At 51.0% G+C, this 22,735-nt stretch carries 17 protein-coding genes and 1 pseudogene; 11 read left to right on the forward strand and 7 right to left on the reverse strand.

All coding sequences use genetic code 11. From position 1 onward, the window contains the following. From HMPREF1640_RS01025 to HMPREF1640_RS01045, 5 genes and pseudogenes are all read right to left on the reverse strand, one after another. Positions 1 to 1,186: site-specific integrase (locus HMPREF1640_RS01025; protein WP_036891597.1), on the reverse strand; the 1,186-nt coding region annotated here is incomplete at its 3' end. Between the two features lie 13 nt (positions 1,187 to 1,199). Beyond that, a pseudogene (locus tag HMPREF1640_RS01030) lies at positions 1,200 to 1,758 on the reverse strand (helix-turn-helix domain-containing protein). A gap of 207 nt (positions 1,759 to 1,965) precedes the next feature. Further along, positions 1,966 to 3,879 (reverse strand): molecular chaperone DnaK, encoded by a 1,914-nt coding sequence (dnaK, locus tag HMPREF1640_RS01035; protein WP_036891598.1) that lies wholly within the window; start codon positions 3,877 to 3,879, stop codon positions 1,966 to 1,968. A gap of 35 nt (positions 3,880 to 3,914) precedes the next feature. Further along, positions 3,915 to 4,295, reverse strand: coding sequence for a hypothetical protein (locus HMPREF1640_RS13085; protein WP_156098665.1), 381 nt, complete (start codon positions 4,293 to 4,295; stop codon positions 3,915 to 3,917). 324 nt (positions 4,296 to 4,619) lie between these two features. Continuing rightward, the gene (locus HMPREF1640_RS01045) at positions 4,620 to 5,663 is read right to left on the reverse strand and encodes a PrsW family intramembrane metalloprotease (RefSeq protein ID WP_369699811.1); all 1,044 of its coding nucleotides are present in this window, start codon (positions 5,661 to 5,663) and stop codon (positions 4,620 to 4,622) included. 125 nt (positions 5,664 to 5,788) lie between these two features. Here HMPREF1640_RS01045 and HMPREF1640_RS01050 point away from each other — a divergent pair, with 125 nt between their 5' ends. From HMPREF1640_RS01050 to HMPREF1640_RS01070, 5 genes are all read left to right on the forward strand, one after another. Continuing rightward, a complete protein-coding gene (locus HMPREF1640_RS01050) occupies positions 5,789 to 6,166 on the forward strand; it encodes a RidA family protein (protein WP_036891601.1) in 378 nt (125 codons plus the stop codon). A gap of 181 nt (positions 6,167 to 6,347) precedes the next feature. After that, positions 6,348 to 8,867: a mechanosensitive ion channel family protein gene (locus HMPREF1640_RS01055; protein ID WP_036891602.1), complete on the forward strand. Its 2,520-nt coding sequence runs from the start codon at positions 6,348 to 6,350 to the stop codon at positions 8,865 to 8,867. Next, a complete protein-coding gene (kdsA, locus tag HMPREF1640_RS01060) occupies positions 8,864 to 9,631 on the forward strand; it encodes a 3-deoxy-8-phosphooctulonate synthase (RefSeq protein WP_036891604.1) in 768 nt (255 codons plus the stop codon). Before HMPREF1640_RS01055 ends, kdsA begins: the two co-directional genes overlap by 4 nt. Beyond that, entirely contained in the window at positions 9,628 to 10,623 is a 996-nt protein-coding gene (locus HMPREF1640_RS01065) for an SIS domain-containing protein (RefSeq protein ID WP_036891606.1), read from the forward strand. The genes kdsA and HMPREF1640_RS01065 overlap by 4 nt, the downstream gene beginning before the upstream one ends. Beyond that, positions 10,620 to 11,888: a phosphatidylserine/phosphatidylglycerophosphate/cardiolipin synthase family protein gene (locus tag HMPREF1640_RS01070; RefSeq protein WP_036891607.1), complete on the forward strand. Its 1,269-nt coding sequence runs from the start codon at positions 10,620 to 10,622 to the stop codon at positions 11,886 to 11,888. Before HMPREF1640_RS01065 ends, HMPREF1640_RS01070 begins: the two co-directional genes overlap by 4 nt. A 167-nt stretch (positions 11,889 to 12,055) precedes the next feature. On the opposite strand, the gene HMPREF1640_RS01075 is transcribed toward HMPREF1640_RS01070, so the two are convergent. Next, a complete protein-coding gene (locus tag HMPREF1640_RS01075; RefSeq protein ID WP_231565811.1) occupies positions 12,056 to 12,631 on the reverse strand; it encodes a LuxR C-terminal-related transcriptional regulator in 576 nt (191 codons plus the stop codon). Positions 12,632 to 12,645: 14 nt separating this feature from the next. Then, complete coding sequence (locus HMPREF1640_RS01080) at positions 12,646 to 13,602, reverse strand: LuxR C-terminal-related transcriptional regulator (RefSeq protein ID WP_036891611.1); 957 nt, start codon at positions 13,600 to 13,602, stop codon at positions 12,646 to 12,648. Positions 13,603 to 14,220: 618 nt separating this feature from the next. Here HMPREF1640_RS01080 and HMPREF1640_RS01085 point away from each other — a divergent pair. From HMPREF1640_RS01085 to ccsA, 6 genes are all read left to right on the forward strand, one after another. After that, on the forward strand, positions 14,221 to 15,540 hold the full coding sequence (locus HMPREF1640_RS01085) for a hypothetical protein (protein WP_052051657.1): 1,320 nt from the start codon (positions 14,221 to 14,223) through the stop codon (positions 15,538 to 15,540). Between the two features lie 81 nt (positions 15,541 to 15,621). Further along, the gene (locus HMPREF1640_RS01090) at positions 15,622 to 16,896 is read left to right on the forward strand and encodes an imelysin family protein (protein ID WP_036891615.1); all 1,275 of its coding nucleotides are present in this window, start codon (positions 15,622 to 15,624) and stop codon (positions 16,894 to 16,896) included. 100 nt (positions 16,897 to 16,996) lie between these two features. After that, positions 16,997 to 18,457, forward strand: coding sequence for a di-heme oxidoredictase family protein (locus HMPREF1640_RS01095; RefSeq protein ID WP_369699812.1), 1,461 nt, complete (start codon positions 16,997 to 16,999; stop codon positions 18,455 to 18,457). Between the two features lie 41 nt (positions 18,458 to 18,498). Further along, positions 18,499 to 19,821: a porin gene (locus tag HMPREF1640_RS01100; RefSeq protein WP_036891617.1), complete on the forward strand. Its 1,323-nt coding sequence runs from the start codon at positions 18,499 to 18,501 to the stop codon at positions 19,819 to 19,821. A gap of 12 nt (positions 19,822 to 19,833) precedes the next feature. Beyond that, complete coding sequence (locus HMPREF1640_RS01105; RefSeq protein WP_036891620.1) at positions 19,834 to 20,571, forward strand: hypothetical protein; 738 nt, start codon at positions 19,834 to 19,836, stop codon at positions 20,569 to 20,571. A 97-nt stretch (positions 20,572 to 20,668) separates the two neighbouring features. Next, the gene (gene ccsA, locus HMPREF1640_RS01110; protein ID WP_036891623.1) at positions 20,669 to 22,723 is read left to right on the forward strand and encodes a cytochrome c biogenesis protein CcsA; all 2,055 of its coding nucleotides are present in this window, start codon (positions 20,669 to 20,671) and stop codon (positions 22,721 to 22,723) included. Positions 22,724 to 22,735 lie beyond the last annotated feature (12 nt).

Here is a 22,735-nt window from a genome sequence, read left to right on the forward strand (position 1 = left end):
GGGCATATACTTGAGTTGTTTTGACATTTGTATGCCCAAGCATCTTGCTTACAGTATAGATGTCTGTTCCGTTTGCAAGTTGAAGGGTAGCAAATGTGTGCCTAAAGCAATGAAAGCTGAGGTGTTTCTGAATACCTGCTTTTTCAATCCATGCCCTTAATGGACGAGAAATCCAAGAAGGATTTGGTAACCCTTCAAAAACGAGTTGTTCTGGTTGTCTTGGCTCTCCGCAAAGCTTAAACGCCTGTTCCGAGATAGGCATATACTCTACCCCTTTTGTTTTTTTCTGAGTAAAGAGAAGTTTGGTTTGGTTTCCTTCGATGGCTATTTCATTCCATTTTAGTTTTTGAATATCGCAATGTCTCAGTCCTGTCAGAGCTGAGAATAGTGCTGCACGTTTAAGTACATCACGTTCACAGGGGGTATTAGCTAACTTATTCAGTTCATCAAGGGTTAAGTATTCCCTTCGGGATTCTTGTTCCTGTATGCCTTTGATTTTTGCAGATAAATCTATGGTCAAATATCCGTCTATGAATGCTTGTTTGAGCGCAGCCTTAAAAATAGAAAAATATGTAGAAGCTGTGTTTCGTGATATTGTCCCTTTCTTACTTCCACCACAAGGAGCGGATAACAAGAAGAACTTGAAATCTTCAGCTAATCGGTTGTCTATTTGTGAAAAAAGAAGCGTGTCTCCAGCAAACATTTTTAGCAAAACATGTACTCGCTCCCAGTTTGTTTGAATTGAAAGGGAACTATTACGGTGTCGCTTATCTGCTACCTTATCAAAGTACTTAATGAAATTTTGTTGTAATCGTTCTTTCTGTTCTGCTTGTGCGGTTTCTGTGTCACTATACAAGCTTGCATTATCATATTCACGCTGCCGTAGTTTTCTAACACTATCTGCATAAATACAGGCCTCTTGGTCTATCTCACTTTTACACAAGATAATTCCATTCAAATCTCGTTTTGGTTTGAATGTTTGGGTTGCTTCGGTTGTACGAGCTGTTCTGCTTTTGTCCCAAATAGGAGTAGTGATTGTTCGGTTTAGATACTCACGCACTCTTTGCGGAGAATCTTTTCCAGCTACTCTCACAGGATAGCTTTCTATATACAGGTACCATTCTTTTCGATAGGCACTCTTTCGCAATCGTACTGTTGCCTTTGTATTATCAAGTTCCTTTCTCATTGTATGTCGTGGGTTAGTGTTTATACAAATTGTCTATCTCTGATTTTGGTGCATAGACGTAATTGCCAATCTGCCTTGTTGGAATAGAATATTTGCGAATTTGCAGATATACAGTACTATCATGGATACCAAACTTCTTAGCTATTTCTCCAATCGTATAACAATCTTCAGGCTCAAGCCGATAAGTCTTTACTTCTGATTGTTTTTCTTTTCTTCTTTCATCGTAAGGACGTAGATTAAAGCGTTCTTGTAAATCAGCTTTGCAAATACGTATCATCCTTAGTCCGAGGTTATAATAACGGACTTGTTTATTCCTGATTAAGCGATAAAGGGAATCTCGTCCAATATCAAATAATGCAGTTGCATCAGCTATTGAGAGATAAGGTTGATTCTTCGGAACTCTCGCAGCCTTTTTCTCTTTTCAATGCATCTAACAGTTCTTCCTTTTTTCTTTGTTTGTATGCAGCTTGAGAACAGTTCTTAGAGCAGTATCTGGAGGTAAGCGTCTTTGCAATAAAAGATTTACCGCAAATTTCGCATTTCCGCTCTATTTGAAATCTTGCACTCGCCATACTATTTGTATCTATTTGATTATCAATTTATCTTTTAAATTAAGTCGCACTTTATCTCCCATTAAGTCGCGGCACAAATATGGTACAAATATAAGCACAAAAACGATTAAAAACGATAGAATTTAATCATTATCAAGAAACAAAAATCCCAGCAACTTATTATGTTACTGGGATTTACCTATTTTTAATTAGCGTTTGTCAGCACTTTTACTTCACTTCCTCAAAGTCCGCGTCTTGGATGTTATCATCCTGCTTTGGCTGCTCCTGCTGTGCCTGCTGACCAGCGTCCGCGCCCGGCTGCGGACCGGCTTGCGCACCCTGATACATCTGGGCGCTGGCTGCCTGCATGACAGTGTTGAGGTTATTGATAGCAGTGTCGATAGCCGCTACGTCGGCAGCCTTGTGAGCGTCTTTGAGCTGCTGCAAGGCTTGTTCAATACCACTCTTCCGGTCGGCCGGAACCTTATCGCCGTTATCTTTCAAGAAGTTTTCGGTCGTGAAAATCAAAGAGTCTGCCTGATTAAGTTTATCCACTTTCTCGCGCTCTTTCTTATCAGCCTCCTCGTTGGCCTTGGCCTCATTGCGCATGCGCTCTATTTCCGCGTCGCTCAACCCGGAAGAAGCCTCGATGCGAATCTTCTGCTCCTTGCCGGTGGCCTTGTCCTTGGCGCTGACATTCAGTATGCCATTGGCATCGATGTCGAAGGTAACTTCAATCTGTGGCACGCCGCGGCGAGCGGGGGCTATGCCCTCGAGATTGAACTGTCCAATGCTCTTGTTCTGTGCCGCCATTGGGCGCTCGCCCTGCAGCACATGGATCGTCACGGCTGTCTGATTATCCACTGCCGTGGAGAATGTCTCGCTCTTCTTGCACGGAATGGTACTGTTGGCATCGATGAGCTTTGTCATCACGCCACCCATTGTCTCGATACCGAGCGTCAATGGAGTCACGTCCAGAAGCACTATGTTTCCCGCTCCACTCTCCTTGTTCAAGATAGCACCTTGGATAGACGCGCCCACGGCCACGACCTCATCGGGATTCACGCCCTTGGACGGCTCTTTGCCGAAATAGTTTTTCACAAGAGTTTGCACGGCTGGTATACGAGTCGAACCACCCACAAGTATCACCTCGTCTATTTCCGACGTCTGAAGCCCAGCGTCTTTCATAGCTTGCTGGCATGGCACGAGGCACTTCTGGATCAAGTCGTGAGCCAATTGCTCAAACTGCGCGCGAGTCAATGTCTTAACCAAATGTTTAGGCACGCCTCCCTCGGCGGATATATAGGGCAAGTTTATTTCGGTCGATGTCGTTGACGACAATTCTATCTTGGCTTTCTCGGCAGCCTCTTTCAAGCGTTGCATGGCCATCGGGTCTTTGCGCAGGTCAATGCCCTCGTCGTTCTTAAAGTTGTCAGCCAACCAGTCAATAATCACGTGGTCAAAGTCGTCGCCGCCGAGATGGGTGTCGCCATTGGTGGACAACACTTCGAAAACGCCGCCGCCAAACTCAAGGATTGAGATATCAAACGTGCCGCCACCGAGGTCGAACACGGCTATTTTCATGTCTTTGTTAGCCTTGTCAACGCCATAGGCAAGAGCCGCGGCCGTTGGCTCATTCACGATACGCTGTACGTTAAGGCCCGCTATCTGGCCTGCCTCCTTGGTGGCTTGGCGCTGCGAATCAGAGAAATAAGCGGGCACCGTGATCACGGCGTCGGTTACCTCCTGCCCCAAATAGTCCTCGGCCGTTTTCTTCATTTTTTGCAATATCATTGCCGATATTTCCTGCGGCGTATACGGATGGGCGGCGCCCTCTATCTGAACTTTTGGGAAACCATTGTCATTTATAACGGTGTAAGGCATCCGCTCGGCCTCATTCCTGCTCTGCTCGTATGTCTCACCCATGAAACGTTTGATGGAGTAAACGGTGTTCTTGGGGTTGGTCACGGCCTGGCGCTTGGCGGGGTCGCCAACCTTGCGCTCGCCATCTTTCACAAAACCAATCACCGAAGGAGTGGTTCGCTTGCCCTCAGAGTTGGTTATCACTACTGGCTCGTTGCCCTCAAAAACGGCAACGCAACTGTTTGTGGTTCCTAAATCGATTCCGATAATCTTTCCCATAATTGTATTATAATTTTTATTCGTTATTAATCTTTTTATGACATTCGTTGTTTGACCATTACTGAACAAACGTCATGCCACAGGAAGGCGACTGACAAAGTGGCACATCTTTTCTTCCAAATCATGAGGAGCGATGGCCTCGCAAGCTCACGAGAAGCCATGATGGCAAACGCGCGCGCCAATTGTTTCATAAACGCCGCGCCACCATCGCGGCCAAATAGCGATCGCGCCACGAACTTGTCGTTTCTAAAAAAAAAGGTTGGGGAACACGCGCCCATAAGAGGACATGTAAAAAAAACGGAGCAATTTTCCTGTCTTTTCAAACAGACGTTCTGGAAAACGAACGCGCGAGAAAAACGTAAAACACAGGCAAGGGACAGCCGATATTTTTTGGCCGCCAGCCGAATGGCGTCCATTGGCAAGGCGATTCAGGCCTAATGCGGCGACGCCAAAGCTCCAATCGCGTTGGCGTCAAGGCCTAATCAGCCCGCGATTAGATAGCGATGGCAAGGTTCCGAGACGCTTTTCGCGGCGCGAAAAAGCAGCGGCGAACATAACGATTTGGTATACAGCCAATTAAGAAGAGGTCTCAAATTTCGCGTTTTTGCGGCCAACCACCATGCCACTTGCGAGAACCCAAAGCTCGAGCGAGTGTTTGTCGGATATTTTCATGGCTCCAGCCACGCCGCCATGTTCTGCCCAGCCGCCTGTCGCGAGCGCGGCGACACCCACGCGCCAGCCTAATGGCGCAGGCGGTCGCGAAAACAATTGCCATTGTTGAGATAGGTGGTCAGCGCCAAAACGCTAACAAAGGCTATGCCCAACGACACCACATACATCACCGACGCGAAAGTGTCGTAAAGTCCGTGAAGCGCGGCAGGTATGGCCAAAGCCAAGACGTAGAGGCTCTTTTTATAGCGAGGGTACAGATTGGCGAAGCCCACGAAATAGCCGCATATGCCACCCCAAAGCGCGTGCAAGAACGGAAACGAGGTGAGACGGGCTATGTTCAAGAAGAAGGCCGAGGCGTAATCGGCCCGCGCGTTGACCGTGACCTGATACTGCACGCCCTCGAAAACGCCAAAGGCTATGCCCGACATCAACCCATAGTACACCAACGTCTGCGGAAGTATCGGTTCCTTGGCTCTACGCGCGAGCGCCAAGAGGGGAAGCATTTTGACAAACTCCTCGGTGACGCCCACGCCCAACACATACCCAATGACGCTCGCCGGGAAAGGCATCTTGGTGAAAAAATAGAAAAAATTGAGGTTGTTAAGCTCGGAGAAAATGAGGAAGACGATGAGCTGGGTGAGAAAAAACAGCCGCGCGGTGGTAACTATCCTGACCTGTCTCGTGCGAAAAAAATAGTAGAAAAACATGCCCCATATCACCGCGAAATAGAGCGACACGGCATAAAACACCAAGTAGCCGCCTATGGGAAACATGAGCAACACCGACGGGGACAAGCCCGCCACGGCAAGGATGAGCAACCGCGTGTCGTCGCGCCAACGCCGATTGGCCATGGCTTGCCGAGGGAAAATGAACCCCGTGCCTATGGCTCGCAACTGCTCGCGCAACGTGCCATGGGCGCGTACCTCGGGGCGAAAGCCCCGCGACGCAAGAAAACGAGCCACCGTGCCGCGCTCGCCAGTGACGGCGTCGCGCGCCTTGTCGTGCATGAGCAACTTGCCATCCTCCACGTATTTGGCCACCACATCCTCCGCGTAAGGGCCGTACTCACGGTCGTTCCTGATAATGTATATCATCTTGTCTGTGTTTGTCATGGCAAAAATAAGCATTATTGTCGAGGGAAAGTGGCCGCGAAGCGTTTTTTTTTAAAATAAAAAACACGCAATCGGAAAAAAGTGACTAAATTTGCAATGGCAATAATTTAAAATCAACATCAACTATGAAAGCTATCAACACAGACAAGGCTCCGGCCGCCATAGGCCCGTACAGCCAGGCCATCCACGCCGGCAAATTGGTATTTGTAAGCGGCCAGCTGCCCGTAAACCCGGCCACGGGCAATTTCGCCGAGGGCGGCATCAAGGAGCTGACACGCCAGAGCCTCACCAACATGAAGCACATTCTCGAGGCCGAGGGCCTGAAGATGAGCCAAGTGGTAAAGACCACCGTATTCCTGGCAGACATGGCAGACTTCGCCGAGATGAACGAGGTGTACGCCGAGTTTTTCGGCAAGCCCTTTCCCGCCAGGTCGGCCATCGCCATCAAAACGCTGCCCAAGAACGCACGCGTGGAGGTGGAGTGCATCGCCTCTGAAGAATAAAACATCGCACCTTGCCTTTATCGTACACCACGGTTTGACTGCGACGCATGTCGAACCGTGGCTTTTGTTTGGGGGCGCGCGCACCAAATGGCCGGGCGCGGCCACCTTAAACAACTTTTTCAAAACGTTAGCGCGCTATTCGGATAATGTTTTATATCTTTGCATATAAATAACAAGATGTATGTTTAAAAAGATAGTTCTCGCGGCCTTGCTGCTGATAACGGCGGCGCTCCCGTCGCGCGCCGTGCTGAAAGAGAAAGACCTCGTCAGCACATTGGCCATTCTCAGAGAGGAGCTTACAAACTATCACATGGAGTTGGAACGGCAAGTGTCTGACATGAAAGAGCAGCAAGAGGCCGTGACCGGGCGCGTGCTGGCGGCGCTGAGGCAGAGCCAACAAAACGCCATCATGCTCTACTCGCAACAGAGCGACAACATCTTCGACCTGACATACGCCTGCCACGAGGCCACGGAGCAATACCACAAGTTCAAGGTGAACGCGGCCCCGTTTCGGGAATACATCAAAAACGCCAACATCGAGGTGAACCGGTACGACAGCCTGATAAACGACCTTAACACCATGTATGTGCAGGGATTGCCACAAAAGGCCAAGCTCGACCGCGACGTATGCCTCACCCTTGCCATCAACATCAAGCGCACGCTGAAAGACAACCGCACCCGGATGCGGCAATACGTGGCCATGTACGAGGAAACCGAAGAACGGCTTAAACACTTGGACAACTACGCCAACAAACGATACCAAGACATCCAAGCCGCCATCTTCAGCGACGCCGGCGACAACTACCTGAAAATATTGCGCGACCTGCGCGCCCACATGCGAGAGACGGGCGCGTCGGTAACGCAAAAATACAAGCCCCTCTCGAGCGCCGACTCCGATTGGGACATCAAGGTCGTCTTAGGCTTGCTGGCGGTATTGGCGCTGGGAAGCCTCATGGCGGCAGCCCTCAATTACCTCACCATTGGCTTTGCCCTGACCCGGATAATGAAGGCCAACAAATTGAACTTCGCGCTGCGATGGCTCGTGGACGAGAAAGAAGAAATAGATATCAAGAGGGCATTCCAAGCCAAACGGCTGTACATCATCTTGGCCGCGACGGTCATCACGTTCGCCATCATATTAGGCTTGGTGGGATTGGCATGGAACCAAAACTTCGTCATCATCGCATGCAGGCTGTTGGTGGAATACGCATGGCTCTCGGGCGTAATACTCCTGTCGCTGCTCATCAGGCTCGACGCCAGCAAGCTGAAAGACGGTTTTCGCATCTATACGCCCATCATGGGCATCTGCCTGATAGTAATATCGTTTCGAATTGTATTGATACCGGACGACCTCCTAAACCTCATTTTCCCACCCATACTGTTGATTTGCATGGCATGGCAATGGTACGTGACCAAGAAACACCACCACAAGCTGCCCAAAAGCGACATTATATACTCGTACATCTCGCTCGCGGTGTTTATCGTGAGCCTTGCGGCCGCCCTCATAGGCTACACGCTCCTGTCTGTGGAGATGCTCATATGGTGGACTATGCAGATGACATGCATATTGACACTGACATGCGTCTCGTCGGTGCTCAAGAACTATGGCAACGCTCCCCAACGGCAATATTTTAAGGAAGAAACGCCCATCACTCGCAAATGGCTATTCATGTTGGTCTATAAGGTGATGTTGCCGGCGGCTGCGGCCATATCGGTGCTGGTGTCGATATATTGGGCTGCCGACGTGTTCAACCTGAGCGGCGTGACCCGGGAAATATTCAACACGAGGCTTATCGAGTCTAAAAACTTCACGTTGAGCCTGTACGCGGTCACGGTGGTGGTAATATTGTTCTTCGTTTTCGCATACATCAACCGTACCGTCATGTCGCTGCTGCAATACAACTTCTGGCTCAACGAACAAGAACAAGCCAAGCGAGAAGGCCGATTGGCCAATCGAGACTCCGTGACAAGCCGCATGGCCATGTTGCGCAACGTGATACAGGTGCTCGTATGGGGCGCGTGGGCGCTCGTGACAATGAACATCTTCAATATCAACAACACGTGGGTCGTGGCCATTTCGGCCGGTTTGTCCACCGGTGTCGGCTTCGCGCTGAAAGACATCCTCGAGAATATCTACTATGGCATATCGCTCATGGCCGGACGTATCAAGGTGGGCGACTATATCTCCATCGACGGAACGCGGGGCACCGTGAAAAGCATCACCTACGTTTCGACCATGCTCGAGGCTTTGGACGGCTCGGTCATCGCGTTCCAAAACTCTCAACTCTTTGCCAAGAACTATAAGAACCTGACCAAAAACCATGGCAACGAGCTTGACACGGTGGTCGTGGGCGTGGCATATGGAAGCAGCGTCAAGGAAGTGAAAAAAACCATTGCCGAAGCGGTGAGACGCGTCAACAAACCCGGATACATCAAGTACATAGACACGGTGGTGGCCAATTTTGGCGACAGCTCGGTGGACTACAAGGTATTCTCATGGGTCGACTCGCGCAACCAAGCGTTCGCCCACGGCGACATCATGGAGGCCATTTACGACGCGCTGAACGACAAGGGCATAGAGATACCATTCCCGCAACGAGACATACACATGGCAAGCTACGCCACCAAGCAACCGGCGCCCATCGCCACCGAGAAAGAAGCAATGGAGATTATCAACAAAGAAAAACAGAACCAAGCATGAAAAATAAACATACCGCGCCCATATTCATCGCCGGGCCATGCGTGATCGAGACGGCGAGCCTCTTGGACACGGTGGCCCAAACGCTCACGAACATAAACCGCCGACTGGGCACGGACATTATCTTCAAGGCCTCGTTCGACAAGGCCAACCGCACCTCCATACACTCGTTCAGGGGGCCCGGCATAGACAAGGGACTGCAAATGCTGGCCGACGTGAAAGGCAAATATGGGCTGAGCCTCATCACAGACATACACGAGGCATGGCAAGCGAAACCCGTCGGCGAGGTGTGCGACGTGATACAGATACCCGCTTTCTTGTGCCGCCAAACCGACTTGCTGGTGGCCGCGGCTCGCACGGGACGAGTGGTGAACATCAAAAAAGCGCAATTCCTGTCGGGCAAGGACATGGTCTACCCCACGCAGAAGGCGAAAGAGAGCGGCGCCAAGGAGGTGTGGCTCACCGAGAGAGGCAACTGTTTCGGCTATAACAACCTCGTGGTGGACTTCAGAAACATAGCCGACATGAAAGAAATTGTGCCCACCGTCATCATGGACTGCACTCACAGCGTACAGCGACCGGCGGCAGGAGAGGGCAAAACCACCGGAGACCGCAAGTTCGTGCCGGCCATGGCAAAGGCCGCGCGGGCCTTCGGAGCCACCGGATGGTTTTTTGAGGTGCACCCCACGCCCGACGCCGGACTGTCTGACGCGGCCAACATGCTGGAACTTGACAAACTTGAAACCTTAATAGAGACGCTGTTATGAAAACCGACACACCCGAGGAGCGCATCTCCCAATCGGCAGGATACGCCCGGCAATGCCTGATAGACGAGGCGAAAGCCATCAACGACCTCACCAAGCAGATAGACGAAAACTTCACGCGAGCCGTGGACATGATATACCATTGCCACGGCAAGGTCATCGTGACGGGCGTGGGAAAAAGCGGCAACATCGGCGCCAAGATAGCCGCCACGCTGGCCTCCACGGGCACGCCGGCCTTTTTTATCAATCCGCTCGACGCTTACCATGGAGACCTTGGCGTGATGACACCAGACGACGTGGTGCTGGCCTTGAGCTACTCCGGGCAAACTGACGAGCTGTTGAGATTTGTGCCTATCTTGCTGCACATGAAAATTCCCATTATCGGCATAAGCCGAAATCCCAACTCGCTGCTGGCCAAATACTCCACCGTGCACCTAAGAGTTTGGGTGGACCACGAGGCATGCCCGCTCAACTTGGCGCCCACCACGAGCACCACCGCCACACTGGCCATGGGCGACGCGCTGGCCGTGGCGCTGATGAGGGTGCGCGACTTCAAGCCACGCGACTTCGCGCAGTTCCACCCCGGCGGCGAGCTGGGCAAAAGATTGCTCACCACCGCGGAAGACGTGATGCTGACAGAAGACATGCCCATCGTGCCCGAGGACACGCACTTGGGCGACGCCATCATCCAAGTGTCTAAAGGCAAACTGGGACTTGGCGTTACCATTGACAACCAAAAACGGGTCACCGGCATCATCACCGATGGAGACATACGCCGGGCCATGGAGCGGTGGCAAGCCGAATTTTTCAACCACACCGTGGCAGACAGCATGACAAGACACCCCAAAACAGTGAAGCCAAACACCAAGATAGCGGAGATACAGCACATCATGCACCAATACAAGATACACTCCGTATTGGTATGCAACGACGACATGCAACTGCTGGGCATCGTGGACAGCTATGCCACAACATTGTTAAACCAAACAGAATGAGACCATTCTATTACATATTGGCAGCGTTTTTAACCCTTTCCAACCCTCGGACAGCGGCCCAGTCCAGCGACTCGCTCATGGTGGGATACCTTCGGGAGCGAGGCGTGACATTCTCGCGAGACAACAGCGTGACGTTACTCAAAAACGGGCAAGAGAAGTTTGACGACCTGTTCAAGGCCATCAAGCAGGCCAAATCGAGCGTGCACCTTGAATATTTCAACTTCAGGAACGACTCCATCGCGTCCCAACTGTTCAACCTGCTGGCCGCCAAGGCTATCCAAGGCGTGGAGGTTCGCGCGCTGTTCGACTCTTTTGGCAACGCCAGCAACAACAGTCCACTGAAACGGCGACACCTCAAAGCCATACGCGACAGGGGAATAGAGATATACGAGTTCGACCCTATAAGATTTCCGTGGATTAACCACGTGTTCGCGAGAGACCATCGCAAGATCGTAATCATAGACGGAAAGGTGGCCTACACGGGCGGCATGAACGTGGCCGACTACTACATCAAGGGCACTCCCCGAGTAGGCGAGTGGCACGACATGCACTGCAGAATACAGGGCACGGAAGTGAACACGCTGCAAGGTATCTTTCTCAACACATGGAACAAAATAGCCAAACAAAACGTGCACGGAGCCAAATACTTCAGGGGATTGGGAGACGACGGCTATTTCAAGGGGCTGAAAGAAGACACCTGCGACACCTCAAGACACAAAATGGTGGGCATCATCAACAGAGAGCCACACACGTCAAACAAGATCATACGAGAGTTTTACACCAACGCCATCAGGTTCGCGCGCGACAGCATACGCATCATAAACCCATACTTCACGCTAAACCGAGCGCTCAAGCGCGAGCTGAGGCGCGCCGCCAAACGTGGCGTCAAGGTGGAGATCATGCTCTCCGCGCGCAGCGACGTGCCGCTCACGCCAGATTGCGGATATTACAACGCTCACAAACTAATGAAGAAAGGTTGCGACATTTGGATGTTCAAACCCGGTTTCCACCACACCAAGATCATCATGGTAGACGGCAAATTTTGCACCGTCGGGTCGGCAAACCTCAACGCTCGCAGCCTATCGTGGGACTACGAGGAGAACGCCGTGATCGTGGACCAATGCACCACGGGCGAACTCGACAAGCTCTTCGACCGCGAGAAACTAAGAGCCTTCAAGCTCACGGAGGAAAATTGGGACAAATGGCGCACGCCCTTGCAAAAGCTCACGGGATGGTTCGCGCATCTCCTCGCGCCATTCTTGTAAAACGAAAAAAAATGATCAGCCGCGAGGTTAATATCCAGACAACTTGAAACGAAGCATGGCCATTCGATCCATCAAAAAGCGAACAATGTAAAAAAAACACGAAAACGCCCGCCATCCAAACACCATTCCAATGGATTGCGGGCCACTGTCACATTGACGTCAAAGGATCATATCTTGTTAATATCCACATAGCCGTGCATCACGGCGTAAATGGTCAGGGCCGACACGCTCTTGGCGCCGAGCTTCTCCATGATATTTTTACGATGGCTGATCACCGTGGTCAGGCCGATATTAAGACGATCGGCTATCTCCTTGTTGATATTTCCCTCCACTATCAACACTAACACTTCCTTCTCACGAGCGGTAAGCGAGCGGCCGCGAGCGGCCTTGACACTGGACGGGAAATTCTTGCCGTGGGCATGGGCACGCTGTTCCAGCTGGAGCAACGAGCGTACCAATTGCTCCTCGGAGACGTTGACATTGAGACTGTTGAAACCCACGGGGTGCGTGGAGGCGTCGTGCCCCATGGTCAGCACGATGGTCTTGTGCCTGCGTTCAAGAAAAAATTGCCGGTTCAAGATGACCACGCTTTGCGCCACAAAATAATGAAAGTAACTGTCAGGGGCGTTGGATCGCATCTCGTCAAGTGTGGCAAAAGCGCGCACCTCCACGACAGGGATGACTTGTTGGAGTATTTGTTTGAGTCCCAACACCGAGAGCACATTGGGATCAATTATTGCCATTCGTGGACGTCCTGTCATAGTTTAACGCTGCTTATATCCACCAAGTTGTTCACGATGGCGTAGATGGTTAGGCCCGCCGGCGAGTGTATCTGCAATTTGCGGGCAATATTGCGACGGTGAGTGATGACGGTATTGATGGATATGCAGAGATGATCGGCTATCTCCTTGTTGGTCATTCCCTGCACAAGAGCCACGATAACATCTTTCTCCCGGTCAGAAAGTGTCTCCTGCGCGTTCGCGTTGCTCTTGATCATATTGCTTATCTTGACGCTCACATCATTCTGCTTCGATTTTTTTTCCATCCGCTTGATGACGGGTATAAAAATTTCATCCTCCACGTTGGCGTGCTCTTTGAGCCACTGCTCGCAATTGTATATCTCATAAAGGGCCGCGGTGAGCTGGTTGTTGCGCAGGCCGTCAGATGGCAAGTACTTGATGATGATGTTTTTAAGCTCGCTCAACTTTTGGTCTATCTGTGTGTGATGCTTGGAAAAAGTCTCCATGTCATAGGTGGACGAGGCGCTCCCGCGCTCCAAATCCTCCACATACGGGAAAAGCGTTTTTTCCTCATACTGCATGTGGTTGCGTATGCTGTGCGAATACTCGTCAAAGAGTTTCAAGATGAGCCGGGCCAAATTGTCGTTCTCGTCAAGCGCTTCGCACAGTGCCCTGCGAATGTAAGGCAACTCAAAATCGAGATAATAAGCGTGGCTGGCCTTGAGGTAATGTATAAGCGTGGGGATGGACAGGCGGTCTACATCATCATAATCACGATACCCATTGATAGTGAAATTGATGACGGCAAGAAAGGTGTAAGTGTCAACATGCTGGTCCTCGCACACCTCTTTGACCGTTTTGTCGCCAAATCCCAGGTTGATACCAAACGACCCAAGACTTTGCAACGTGTTATAATTGTCCCTGATGATGGATATCAACCTGTCATCAGGCTCATACATTTTCTGGTTCTTCATCCCCCGCTTACTTTCACTTCATTAAATATATGTTGCAAAATAAACAAAAAAAAACGAGACTGACAAACAATTAGGTACTCATTTTGTCACAAATAACAAAGAATACTCACAAATAAGGATGTCACACGTTTACCAACTTGTAGGTATTGTCGGTTGTCTGGATAGGCAGTGCCTTTAAAGGCGTAAAATTGCCACATGGCGTCATTCGGGCTGACGCATCGGCGCGCACAATGGTTACGAGCCTATGGGACAAGGCCCTTCTCGCGATTTTTCAATGTGCCCAAAAAGCGTATCATGGCAGAAAACAAACAATGAGCCGCCCCTCCTCGTCCGTATTTTATATAGTTTTGGTAAGGCCGCGCGCTACGAGAAATACCTGCCAGCGGTTTTGCCGCCTCACCATTATCAGGTATCACGCAGACCCTAAAACTCATACCTTTTAGGTATTGCGTGAAAAAAGTTTAAAACTTAGCTTTGCACCCCGGATAACATTCAATAATATCAATGGCAGCAATATGCAAAGCTAATAACAGCAATTTATAAAATCCATAACAGCAATTTGCAAAATTAATAACAGCGATCAGCACGAACATCAGCGACAGCAGTATGAAGATAAAAATGAAAAAAACAGCGGCCCTTACGATCACGCTATGCGGAATGGTCACCATGGGCACGGCAGCCACTCCGCCCACGGCTCAAGACACGGCTTATCACAAATACCGTATAGGCGGATATGGAGAGATTTTGACACGCTTTAAGGATTACGGACTGAACCGTTTCACGGGCGCGAGCAATGGCAACGCACGGTTGAGGCACAACGAAATATCCATACCGCGCTTTGTTCTGTCGGGCGATTACAAACTGTCTGACAAGTGGATTCTTGGCACGGAGATAGAGTTCGAGTCGGGTGGCGTGGGCATGGCCTATGAGATAGAGTCGGGCTCGGGCGCTGAAAACGGCGAATATGAAAACGAAATAGAGAAAGGAGGCGAGGTGGCTTTAGAGCAATTTCACCTTACCCGACTGATCCATCCGGCCTTTAACGTGCGCGCGGGTCACCTCATCATACCGTTGGGGCTTACCAACGCCCATCATGAGCCACTGTATTTCTTCACGCCCGCACGCCCCGAAGGAGAGTGTACGATATTGCCTTCGACATGGCACGAGACGGGATTGGAGATCTTTGGTGGCTTCGGCAGGGGGGCTGCCTCTTTTAACTACCAATTATTGATGACGGCCGGCCTCAATCCTGACGGTTACGGCAAGTACAATTGGGTGAGGAAAGGCAAGCAGGGGGCTTTCGAGTTTGACAACTTCACCGCTCCTGCCTACACGGCTCGGCTTGACTGGAACGGCGTGCCAGGACTGCGCGTGGGGTTCAGCGCCTTTTTCAATCCCAACAGTGGCAAGAACACAGAGAAGTTCTTGAACTATAATAACATGAACGCTATCAACGTGTTCATCTACTCGTTTGACGCCCAATACATCAACAAGTATGTCACGGCACGTGCCAACGTGATACACGGCCATGTGTCCCAGACGGGCGAAATAAATGGCACCACGGTATCGGCAGGCTCTCCCTATGGCACGCGCAAGCGTGGCATGGGCTCGCACGCGCTCACGTACAGCGCCGAGGTGGGCGTGAACATAGCGTCATTCTTTCCCTGCAGCAAATTGCCCAACATCTATCCATACGCGCATTACGACTATTACAACCCACAGGAGGGCACCGTTATGGGCACCGTGGCCGACCCGCGCACGCAAGTTAGCATGTGGGCATGTGGACTTAACTGGAAGCCGCTACCTTGCTTAGCGGTGAAAGCCGACTACGCCACACGTCAAATAGGCACGCACGCCGTGTTTGGCAAGGGTAAATACAACTCGGAAAACGAGTTTCGCATAGGCGTGGCATACGCCCTTTATTTCGCCAAGAAATAAAAATTTAAAACTCACCTCATAAAATAACGCAGCGAAAGAAGCATCGAAAAAATTATATTATTAACGTAAACGAAATGAGAAATGAAAAAAAATGCATTAATTCTTGGCACTCTCGCTATAGGCTTGGCATTCAGTAGTTGTAACACTGACACGCCAGAAAATGGCGCTTTTACCAAAGAGCAAGAAAAGAAAATCATTGAGGAAATCAATGCCGAGGACGTCATCGAGTACAACGGGCAAAACCAAAAGGCTTGGGGCAACTACATGGCGACAGTCGGCAAGCTGCTGGTGGACGACGCCAACGCACTCTACGACGACTGGACCAAAAGCTACAATGGCGGCAAACCATACGCCGAGATATTCAAGGAGCACAAGAGCGAGGCCCTGAAGCTAAACTCCGCGTATGACTGTTTGGCATTGTTGGTAACCTATATGGACCACATCGCCGACGAGGTGGGCTCCGAGAAGATAGGCTCTCCATACCGCAAATACACCGAGAAATGGCCCACCAAAGCAAACATGAAAGCGGGTCTTTATGCCGTTGAGTCATGGTATAGCTGGCACTCGCGGTTAGACTACACGAACAACATCCTATCCATTCGCAACGGTTACTATGGGGTTTACGACAAGAGTTTCAACAAGTTGAGCAAAGCTCACGCAAATTCACTCTATGCCTATGTGGAAAAGAAAGATCCCGCGCTCAACAAAAAAGTGGCCCAAGCCATCGACAAAGCCATAAAAGCTATCGACAACATTCCGCAACCATTCCGCAACCACATCAACAGCAGCGAGACAAAAGCCGCCGCTGACGCCGCCGCTGACCTGAACGAAGTGCTTGCCAAAGACATGCAATCGTTCCTTGACAAAAACAAGAACGACCACAAAGCGCTCGATCCCATCGTCTCCCACGTGGTGGACGAGGTGATAGTGCCCACCTATGCGGACCTGAAAAAATACAACAAGGAGCTGTATCGCAAAATTTTGGCGTTCCAAGCCAAGCCCTCGAACGAAGGCTTCGAGGCTTGTTGCGAGGCTTGGATAAAAGCGCGCCAGCCATGGGAGTCGTCCGAGGCTTACCTCTTTGGCCCGGTATCCGACAAAGGCCTTGACCCCAACATGGACACTTGGCCACTGGATATCGATGGCATCGAAAACATTTTGAAATCCGAAGACTGGAACAAGCTGAACTGGAACGGCGATTTTGTCGAGGAAGAGGAAGGCGACAACGGCAACAGCCAACTGTCTCCGGAAGAAAAGAAGAGGGCGGAAAGTATCAGCAGCGCACAGTCGCTACGTGGTTATCACACGATTGAATTTTTAATTTTCAAGAACGGAAAGCCTCGCAAAATAAAATAATCTTTTTAGAAATACTTTTTTATCATGGACGGAGTTGTCAAGCAACACGCTTGGCACTCCGTATTTACGTAAAAAAAAACGTGAAAAAAAAGATGGCAATATGATGTGTTTTTACAAATATTCATTAATTCTTCTCGCCGCATTATCACTGGCAGCCTGCGAAGACGAAGGCGAGCAACTACACGTGCAAGACGTAGAGGTGCCCGACGGCTACGCCCTGTCAGCTGGCATATCAACCGAATTTTCTCGCTCCGCCTACTCCTACGACGAGGCATCAGACTGGGTAAAGGGGCGCTACGAGACGCTTTTCAACGAGGGCGACCGCCTTTATGACAATGTAGCGAGCAGCAATTACAATGGCGAGGGTGGCGGCCGGGGACCCGTTTTCGTGGGTTATTGCTGCGGAAGCTGCCACCGTAACGCTGGCCGCACACAGCCCTCCTATTGGATGGCCTTTAAAAACGGCAGTGACAAAGCCACCGGCGAATATGGCTTCACATCCATGTTGTGCTACATCACGAAGAAAAACGGAGCGTTCTTCCCCAATTATGGCCGTGTCATCCACGACAACACCATCTACGGCGTGACGCCGGAGGGAGAGCTTCACTTTGACATTGACTCCGCCACCTACCAGTTTCCGGATGGCGAGAAATACACACTCTGCTATCCCAAATACCGCATTACAAAATGGTACGCGGACAGCATAAAGCCCGAAGACCTCTTCATCTCGGTGCGCGTGCCCCTACGTCATGTTGGCCAAGGAGTCATCATGGCGCTCGACCGCGAAGAGATCAGGCAGCTGGCAGCCAAGAGCAACTACCCGGAATGGGGCATTAGCGGCAGATACAACGTCATTTCCGAGCGAGGAGTAAGCCAAATTGGCGTTGGCGGCAACAAGTCGCACCACGCCGACCTCACGGTAGAGTTGGGCTATTCGTCAGACATGGGCATGACCAACAGCCGCTTCCCGGAGGAAATATGCCGTGGGCAGAAACAAATCAGAGAGGGCGCAATGATGGGCATGGCCTATCACAAGCTCGATGTAAGCACCAAGGACATGGAGGCCGTAGACCTTTATCTGCATTCGTTGGCGGTGCCAGCGCGACGCGACGTGAACGACCCGGATGTAAAAGCAGGTGAAAAACTGTTCTACAAGGCAGGTTGCCACTTGTGCCACGTCACCACGTTGCACACCAACAAACGTGGCGTAACCCTGCTTGGGGGCATGTCATTGCCATGGTTAGGGGGGCATCAGGCGGTGCATCCCTACTCCGACTTCCTGCTCCACGACATGGGGTCGGAAATTATGGGCGTAGGGCTCAACGACCATATGGTGAGCGGATTGGCAAGAGGCAACGAGTGGCGGACCACCCCTTTGTGGGGTATCGGACTGCAATTGCTCGTCAACGGCCACACCTATTTTCTACATGACGGCCGCGCTCGCAACTTCACCGAGGCCATCATGTGGCACGGAGGCGAGGCACAGGCCAGCAAACAGAAATTCGCGCATTTCTCAAAGCAAGACCGCGCCAAACTCATTAGATTCCTCTGGAGTCTGTAATCAACTTTACTATAGAAACAAAATAAAAAACAAATTATAACATGAAGCTATATCGCGCTTACGCCGCCATCATCGCCGCGGGACTTGGTTCTGTGGCTTTTGCGGAGCAAACAGACAAGAACGCCGTTCTGGACGACAACAAAAAAACGGCCATTGAGACGAGTGTCACGACCGAAAACACCGACGAAAACGTCCAAAAGCAACGCGAGGTGACCTATGACCGAGAAAACGGCGTGCTCCCCATCGCCGACAACAGAGGGTTCTCCTTGGCCTCCAAGGATGGGAAATTTATTCTCAAACCTTACTTAATGCTCCAGACAACACTTAGGTTCAACTACTATCCGGACGAGGGACTTGACAAGGCTTACAACCAAGACAACGTAGCCAACTCCGGTTTTGCCATACCATTCGGCATTATCGGCTTCACCGGCAAGGCCTTTGGCAAAATTGATTACAACGTCTGCGTCAACGCGGCAGCCAAGGGAGGCGCGCTGTTGCAACAAGCATGGATAGATTACGCAGCCTCCAAAGCTCTGCGTTTCCGCGTGGGAAAACAGAAAACACCATTCGCCGGGGCATTCCTTACCACCCTTGGCGAGACTTTGTTCCCTGCCATGCCATCGTCGCTCATCTGCACCACGATAGTGCCTTACAGCCTCAACGCCGTCAACCCCACCATCAACACAGGCTGGGACTTGGGTGTCAAGATGCACGGCTTGATAGCAGACAAGTGGGGCTATGAGGTCGGCTTATTCAATGGAACGGGTGGCAACGTCAATACGGCTACCAAGGGCTTTAGCGACGACAACCATTTCCCGTCACTGCTCTACGCCGCGCGCGTCACTTTCCAAGGCAACGGAGCCATGCCGATGAGCCAAGGCAATCCTAACCTTTTAGGCTTAGGCACAAAATATTTAGTGGGGCTTTCCGTTAATTATAATAATGAAGCGGAGAACGAATCGACCAATGATTTGCGTGCCGGAGTGGAGTTCGCGCTGCTGAGCGGACCGTGGTCTGTGGCAGCCGAGGGCTACTACATGCACGTGGGCTTTACCAAACGAATGAAAATAACCGACCGTTTCAATTACATGGGAGGCTACGCGCAATTGGCCTATTTTCTCAACAGATCGTGGCAATTGGGCGTTCGCTACGATTGGATGGACCGCAATGGCACCCGCAAGGATGGCAGCCTGAACTCTCCGGGGGTGGTTTGCAACTATTTTGTACCTAAAACCAATGTCAAACTCTCCGCAATGTATCAATACACAGGCCGTTGGGGGCACGACACCCAAGCCGACAGAGACCTTGACAATCTCGGATTGGCCACTCATTCCGCCATGATTTTGATGCAATATGCTTTTTAAGTGTTGACAGAGATGAACAATATAATCCATAAATTTTTACCACTATTGGTCATGGCGCTCCTTGCAAGTTGCGACTCTGGTAACATTGAGGAGACAGACCCCGACAGCGAACAAGGTCGCGTGGTCAAGATAGAGGGCAACATAGCCGGCCTGAAAAGCTGGCCATTGGATTATGATGTCGCGGTGGCTGGTTTCTCAAGCAAGTCCAACTCAAGCGCGGCTCCCTATGCCGAAATATCCAAAGTGGTCACCACCGATGCCAATGGCAACATGTCATTGGTGCTGTCGGGAATAAGCTCGGACATTGACGTGATACAGATTTGCGTGCTCAATCGCCTGCGACAACGTGTCATGAAGTTCGTGTCAAAGGACATTTCCAACGCCACGGGGCGCGACACCATACGTCTAAACGTAGACAAGGTGGACGCCAGCATGTTCAATGCCATTCAGGTGGGCATTTTCAATGGCGTGTGTTCGTCGTGCCACAATGCCTCGAGACCCGCCGGCGGCCTCGACCTTACCGATGGACACAGCTATGCCTCGTTAGTAAACCATGAGTCAGTAAAGATGCCACGGATGAAAAGAGTGATCCCCGGCGACAAGCAAAACAGCTTGTTGTACCAAGTGTTAAACTCTGACATCTCACGCTCGTGGAAGCAAGACCACACCGACATGGGCAACAAGGAACGCACCGAAAAGTATATCCTACAGCTCATCAACGACTGGATCGCCACCGGCGACACCCGGTAAGGGCAAAGATCCGGATTGGCTTAAACCACCAATCCGGCTTGCCGTTTTTTTATTTCTATCCAACAGCCATGTTGGCATAGTACCCAACACAACACAAATGAAGATCATCAAGTATGCCATAGCGATTTTGTTTGTTGCGCTCATTGTCCTTATGGCCTTTGCCACCTATATGGAACAGCGACACGGCACTGCGTTCGTGGCACAGCATATATATCACACGCTATGGTTTTGCGCCTTGTGGGGCATACTAACCACACTGGCCATAATATATATCATCAACCGAAAACTAAACAGCCGCCTCCCCATTTTCATGCTTCACGGAGCATTTGTCGTCATCCTAATTGGCTCAGCCATCACATATTTCACTGGCAAAGAGGGCAAGATACATCTGCGCGAGGGTGTCGCCGAGAACACGTTTTTAGAGCAAGCGAGCGGCCAAATGCTGCCCTTGCCATTCTCGTTGACGCTCAAATCTTTTCAAATAACATGCTATCCAGGCACCGACACGCCCTCCGATTTTGTCAGCACAGTAACATGCCAAAGTCCCAACGACAGTAAAGTAGTCAATGCCGAAATCTCGATGAACAACATTTTGAGACACCACGGCTATCGTTTTTATCAAGATGGGTTCGACCCAGACCACAAAGGTACCACCCTAAGCGTCAATCACGACCCTTGGGGCACGGCCATAACCTATATAGGCTACCTATTGTTGGCATTGAGCATGACGCTTACCCTCATCTCTCGCAAGGAGTCGTTTCGCCGTCTTCTTTCCTCGCCCGCACTGCGCCGCGGCTCCGTGCTTTTTGTCTTGGCCGCGCCCATGCTCACCGCCCATGCCGAGGAAGTGCCCACCATCAACGCTGAAAAAGCCAAGATAGTGGCACGTTATCAGGTGGTTTACAACAGCAGGGTGGTACCCCTCAACACCGTGGCCACCGATTTTCTACAAAAAATATATGGCCGTCACAGCTACAAAGGTTTGTCGGCCGAGCAGGTGCTCTATGGGTGGATAGCGCGACCGGACGCATGGAAAAGCCAGCGCTTTATCCAAATCAAGCACGAGGCCCTTCGCCAGCGGCTTGGCATAACGGGCGAATACGCCGCGATGGAAGAACTTTTTGATGCCAACGGCAAATACAAGCTCATGCCAATGGTGCATGAAGAACAAAAAAAAGACGCCATGGGCAAAGCTATCAAAGAGCTTGACGAGAAAGCCGGATTGATACTCATGCTCACAAGCAATACTCTTTTCACACCCCTTGCGCCCACGTCGCCACGCCTTAGCGACACCCGCGTGGAAGCAGAGATTATTTATAACAAGATTCCGGCAACCAAAATACTCTTCATCGTCAATCTTGTCATGGGCTTTCTCACTTTCGTTCTCTTGATGGCAAACACCTCCATCGGGCGTTGGCGGCGCGCGAGGCACATGGCACACGTTGCCAGCGTGGCGGTCTTCGGCGCGTCGTTCGCGTTTGCCCTGCTCACCTACGCCCTGCGTTGGTACGTGGGTGGGCGCGTGCCGTTAAGCAACGGGTACGAGACAATGCTGCTCATGGCCCTCCTGCTCATGGCTATCACCCTGGCCATACACCGTCGGTTCCCTTACCTTTTGCCTTTCGGGTTCCTACTCTCGGGCTTCACCCTTCTCGTGAGCCACTTGGGGTCCATGAATCCCCAAATCACACCTCTCATGCCAGTGCTCCACTCTCCCCTACTCAGCATACACGTCAGCGTCATCATGACGGCCTACGCGCTGTTGGCACTCATGGCCATGCAAGGCGCTTTCGCATTGTGGCTCATGCGCGACAAGACACCAAGGCGTCGACGCGCGCTCATCGATCAGGTCACCACCCTCAACCGTGTCATGCTGTTCCCCTCTGTTTTTTTATTGGCCGTCGGCATTTTTCTCGGGGCCGTCTGGGCCAATGTCAGTTGGGGAAAATACTGGAGTTGGGACCCCAAAGAGACATGGGCGCTCATCACCCTCATGACCTACGCCGTTCCATTACACCGCCAGTCGCTGCCATTAGCGCGTCGCGACAAGCAATTCAATATCTATATCACCTGTGCGTTCCTCTGTGTGCTCATGACATTTTTTGGCGTGAATTATTTTCTCGGAGGCATGCACGCATACGCATACGCATAAAACAACTGTCAT

This window comes from Prevotella sp. S7-1-8 (assembly GCF_000758925.1).
GTDB lineage: Bacteria > Bacteroidota > Bacteroidia > Bacteroidales > Bacteroidaceae > Prevotella.

Excerpts from the sequence above, each read along its gene's own strand:
- dnaK (WP_036891598.1), bottom strand. The coding sequence starts at position 3,879 with ATGGGAAAGATTATCGGAATCGATTTAGGAACCACAAACAGTTGCGTT.
- HMPREF1640_RS13085 (WP_156098665.1), bottom strand. The coding sequence starts at position 4,295 with ATGGACGCCATTCGGCTGGCGGCCAAAAAATATCGGCTGTCCCTTGCC.
- HMPREF1640_RS01045 (WP_369699811.1), bottom strand. The coding sequence starts at position 5,663 with ATGACAAACACAGACAAGATGATATACATTATCAGGAACGACCGTGAG.
- HMPREF1640_RS01050 (WP_036891601.1), top strand. The coding sequence starts at position 5,789 with ATGAAAGCTATCAACACAGACAAGGCTCCGGCCGCCATAGGCCCGTAC.
- HMPREF1640_RS01055 (WP_036891602.1), top strand. The coding sequence starts at position 6,348 with ATGTTTAAAAAGATAGTTCTCGCGGCCTTGCTGCTGATAACGGCGGCG.
- kdsA (WP_036891604.1), top strand. The coding sequence starts at position 8,864 with ATGAAAAATAAACATACCGCGCCCATATTCATCGCCGGGCCATGCGTG.
- HMPREF1640_RS01065 (WP_036891606.1), top strand. The coding sequence starts at position 9,628 with ATGAAAACCGACACACCCGAGGAGCGCATCTCCCAATCGGCAGGATAC.
- HMPREF1640_RS01070 (WP_036891607.1), top strand. The coding sequence starts at position 10,620 with ATGAGACCATTCTATTACATATTGGCAGCGTTTTTAACCCTTTCCAAC.
- HMPREF1640_RS01075 (WP_231565811.1), bottom strand. The coding sequence starts at position 12,631 with ATGGCAATAATTGATCCCAATGTGCTCTCGGTGTTGGGACTCAAACAA.
- HMPREF1640_RS01080 (WP_036891611.1), bottom strand. The coding sequence starts at position 13,602 with ATGAAGAACCAGAAAATGTATGAGCCTGATGACAGGTTGATATCCATC.
- HMPREF1640_RS01085 (WP_052051657.1), top strand. The coding sequence starts at position 14,221 with ATGAAAAAAACAGCGGCCCTTACGATCACGCTATGCGGAATGGTCACC.
- HMPREF1640_RS01090 (WP_036891615.1), top strand. The coding sequence starts at position 15,622 with ATGAAAAAAAATGCATTAATTCTTGGCACTCTCGCTATAGGCTTGGCA.
- HMPREF1640_RS01095 (WP_369699812.1), top strand. The coding sequence starts at position 16,997 with ATGATGTGTTTTTACAAATATTCATTAATTCTTCTCGCCGCATTATCA.
- HMPREF1640_RS01100 (WP_036891617.1), top strand. The coding sequence starts at position 18,499 with ATGAAGCTATATCGCGCTTACGCCGCCATCATCGCCGCGGGACTTGGT.
- HMPREF1640_RS01105 (WP_036891620.1), top strand. The coding sequence starts at position 19,834 with ATGAACAATATAATCCATAAATTTTTACCACTATTGGTCATGGCGCTC.
- ccsA (WP_036891623.1), top strand. The coding sequence starts at position 20,669 with ATGAAGATCATCAAGTATGCCATAGCGATTTTGTTTGTTGCGCTCATT.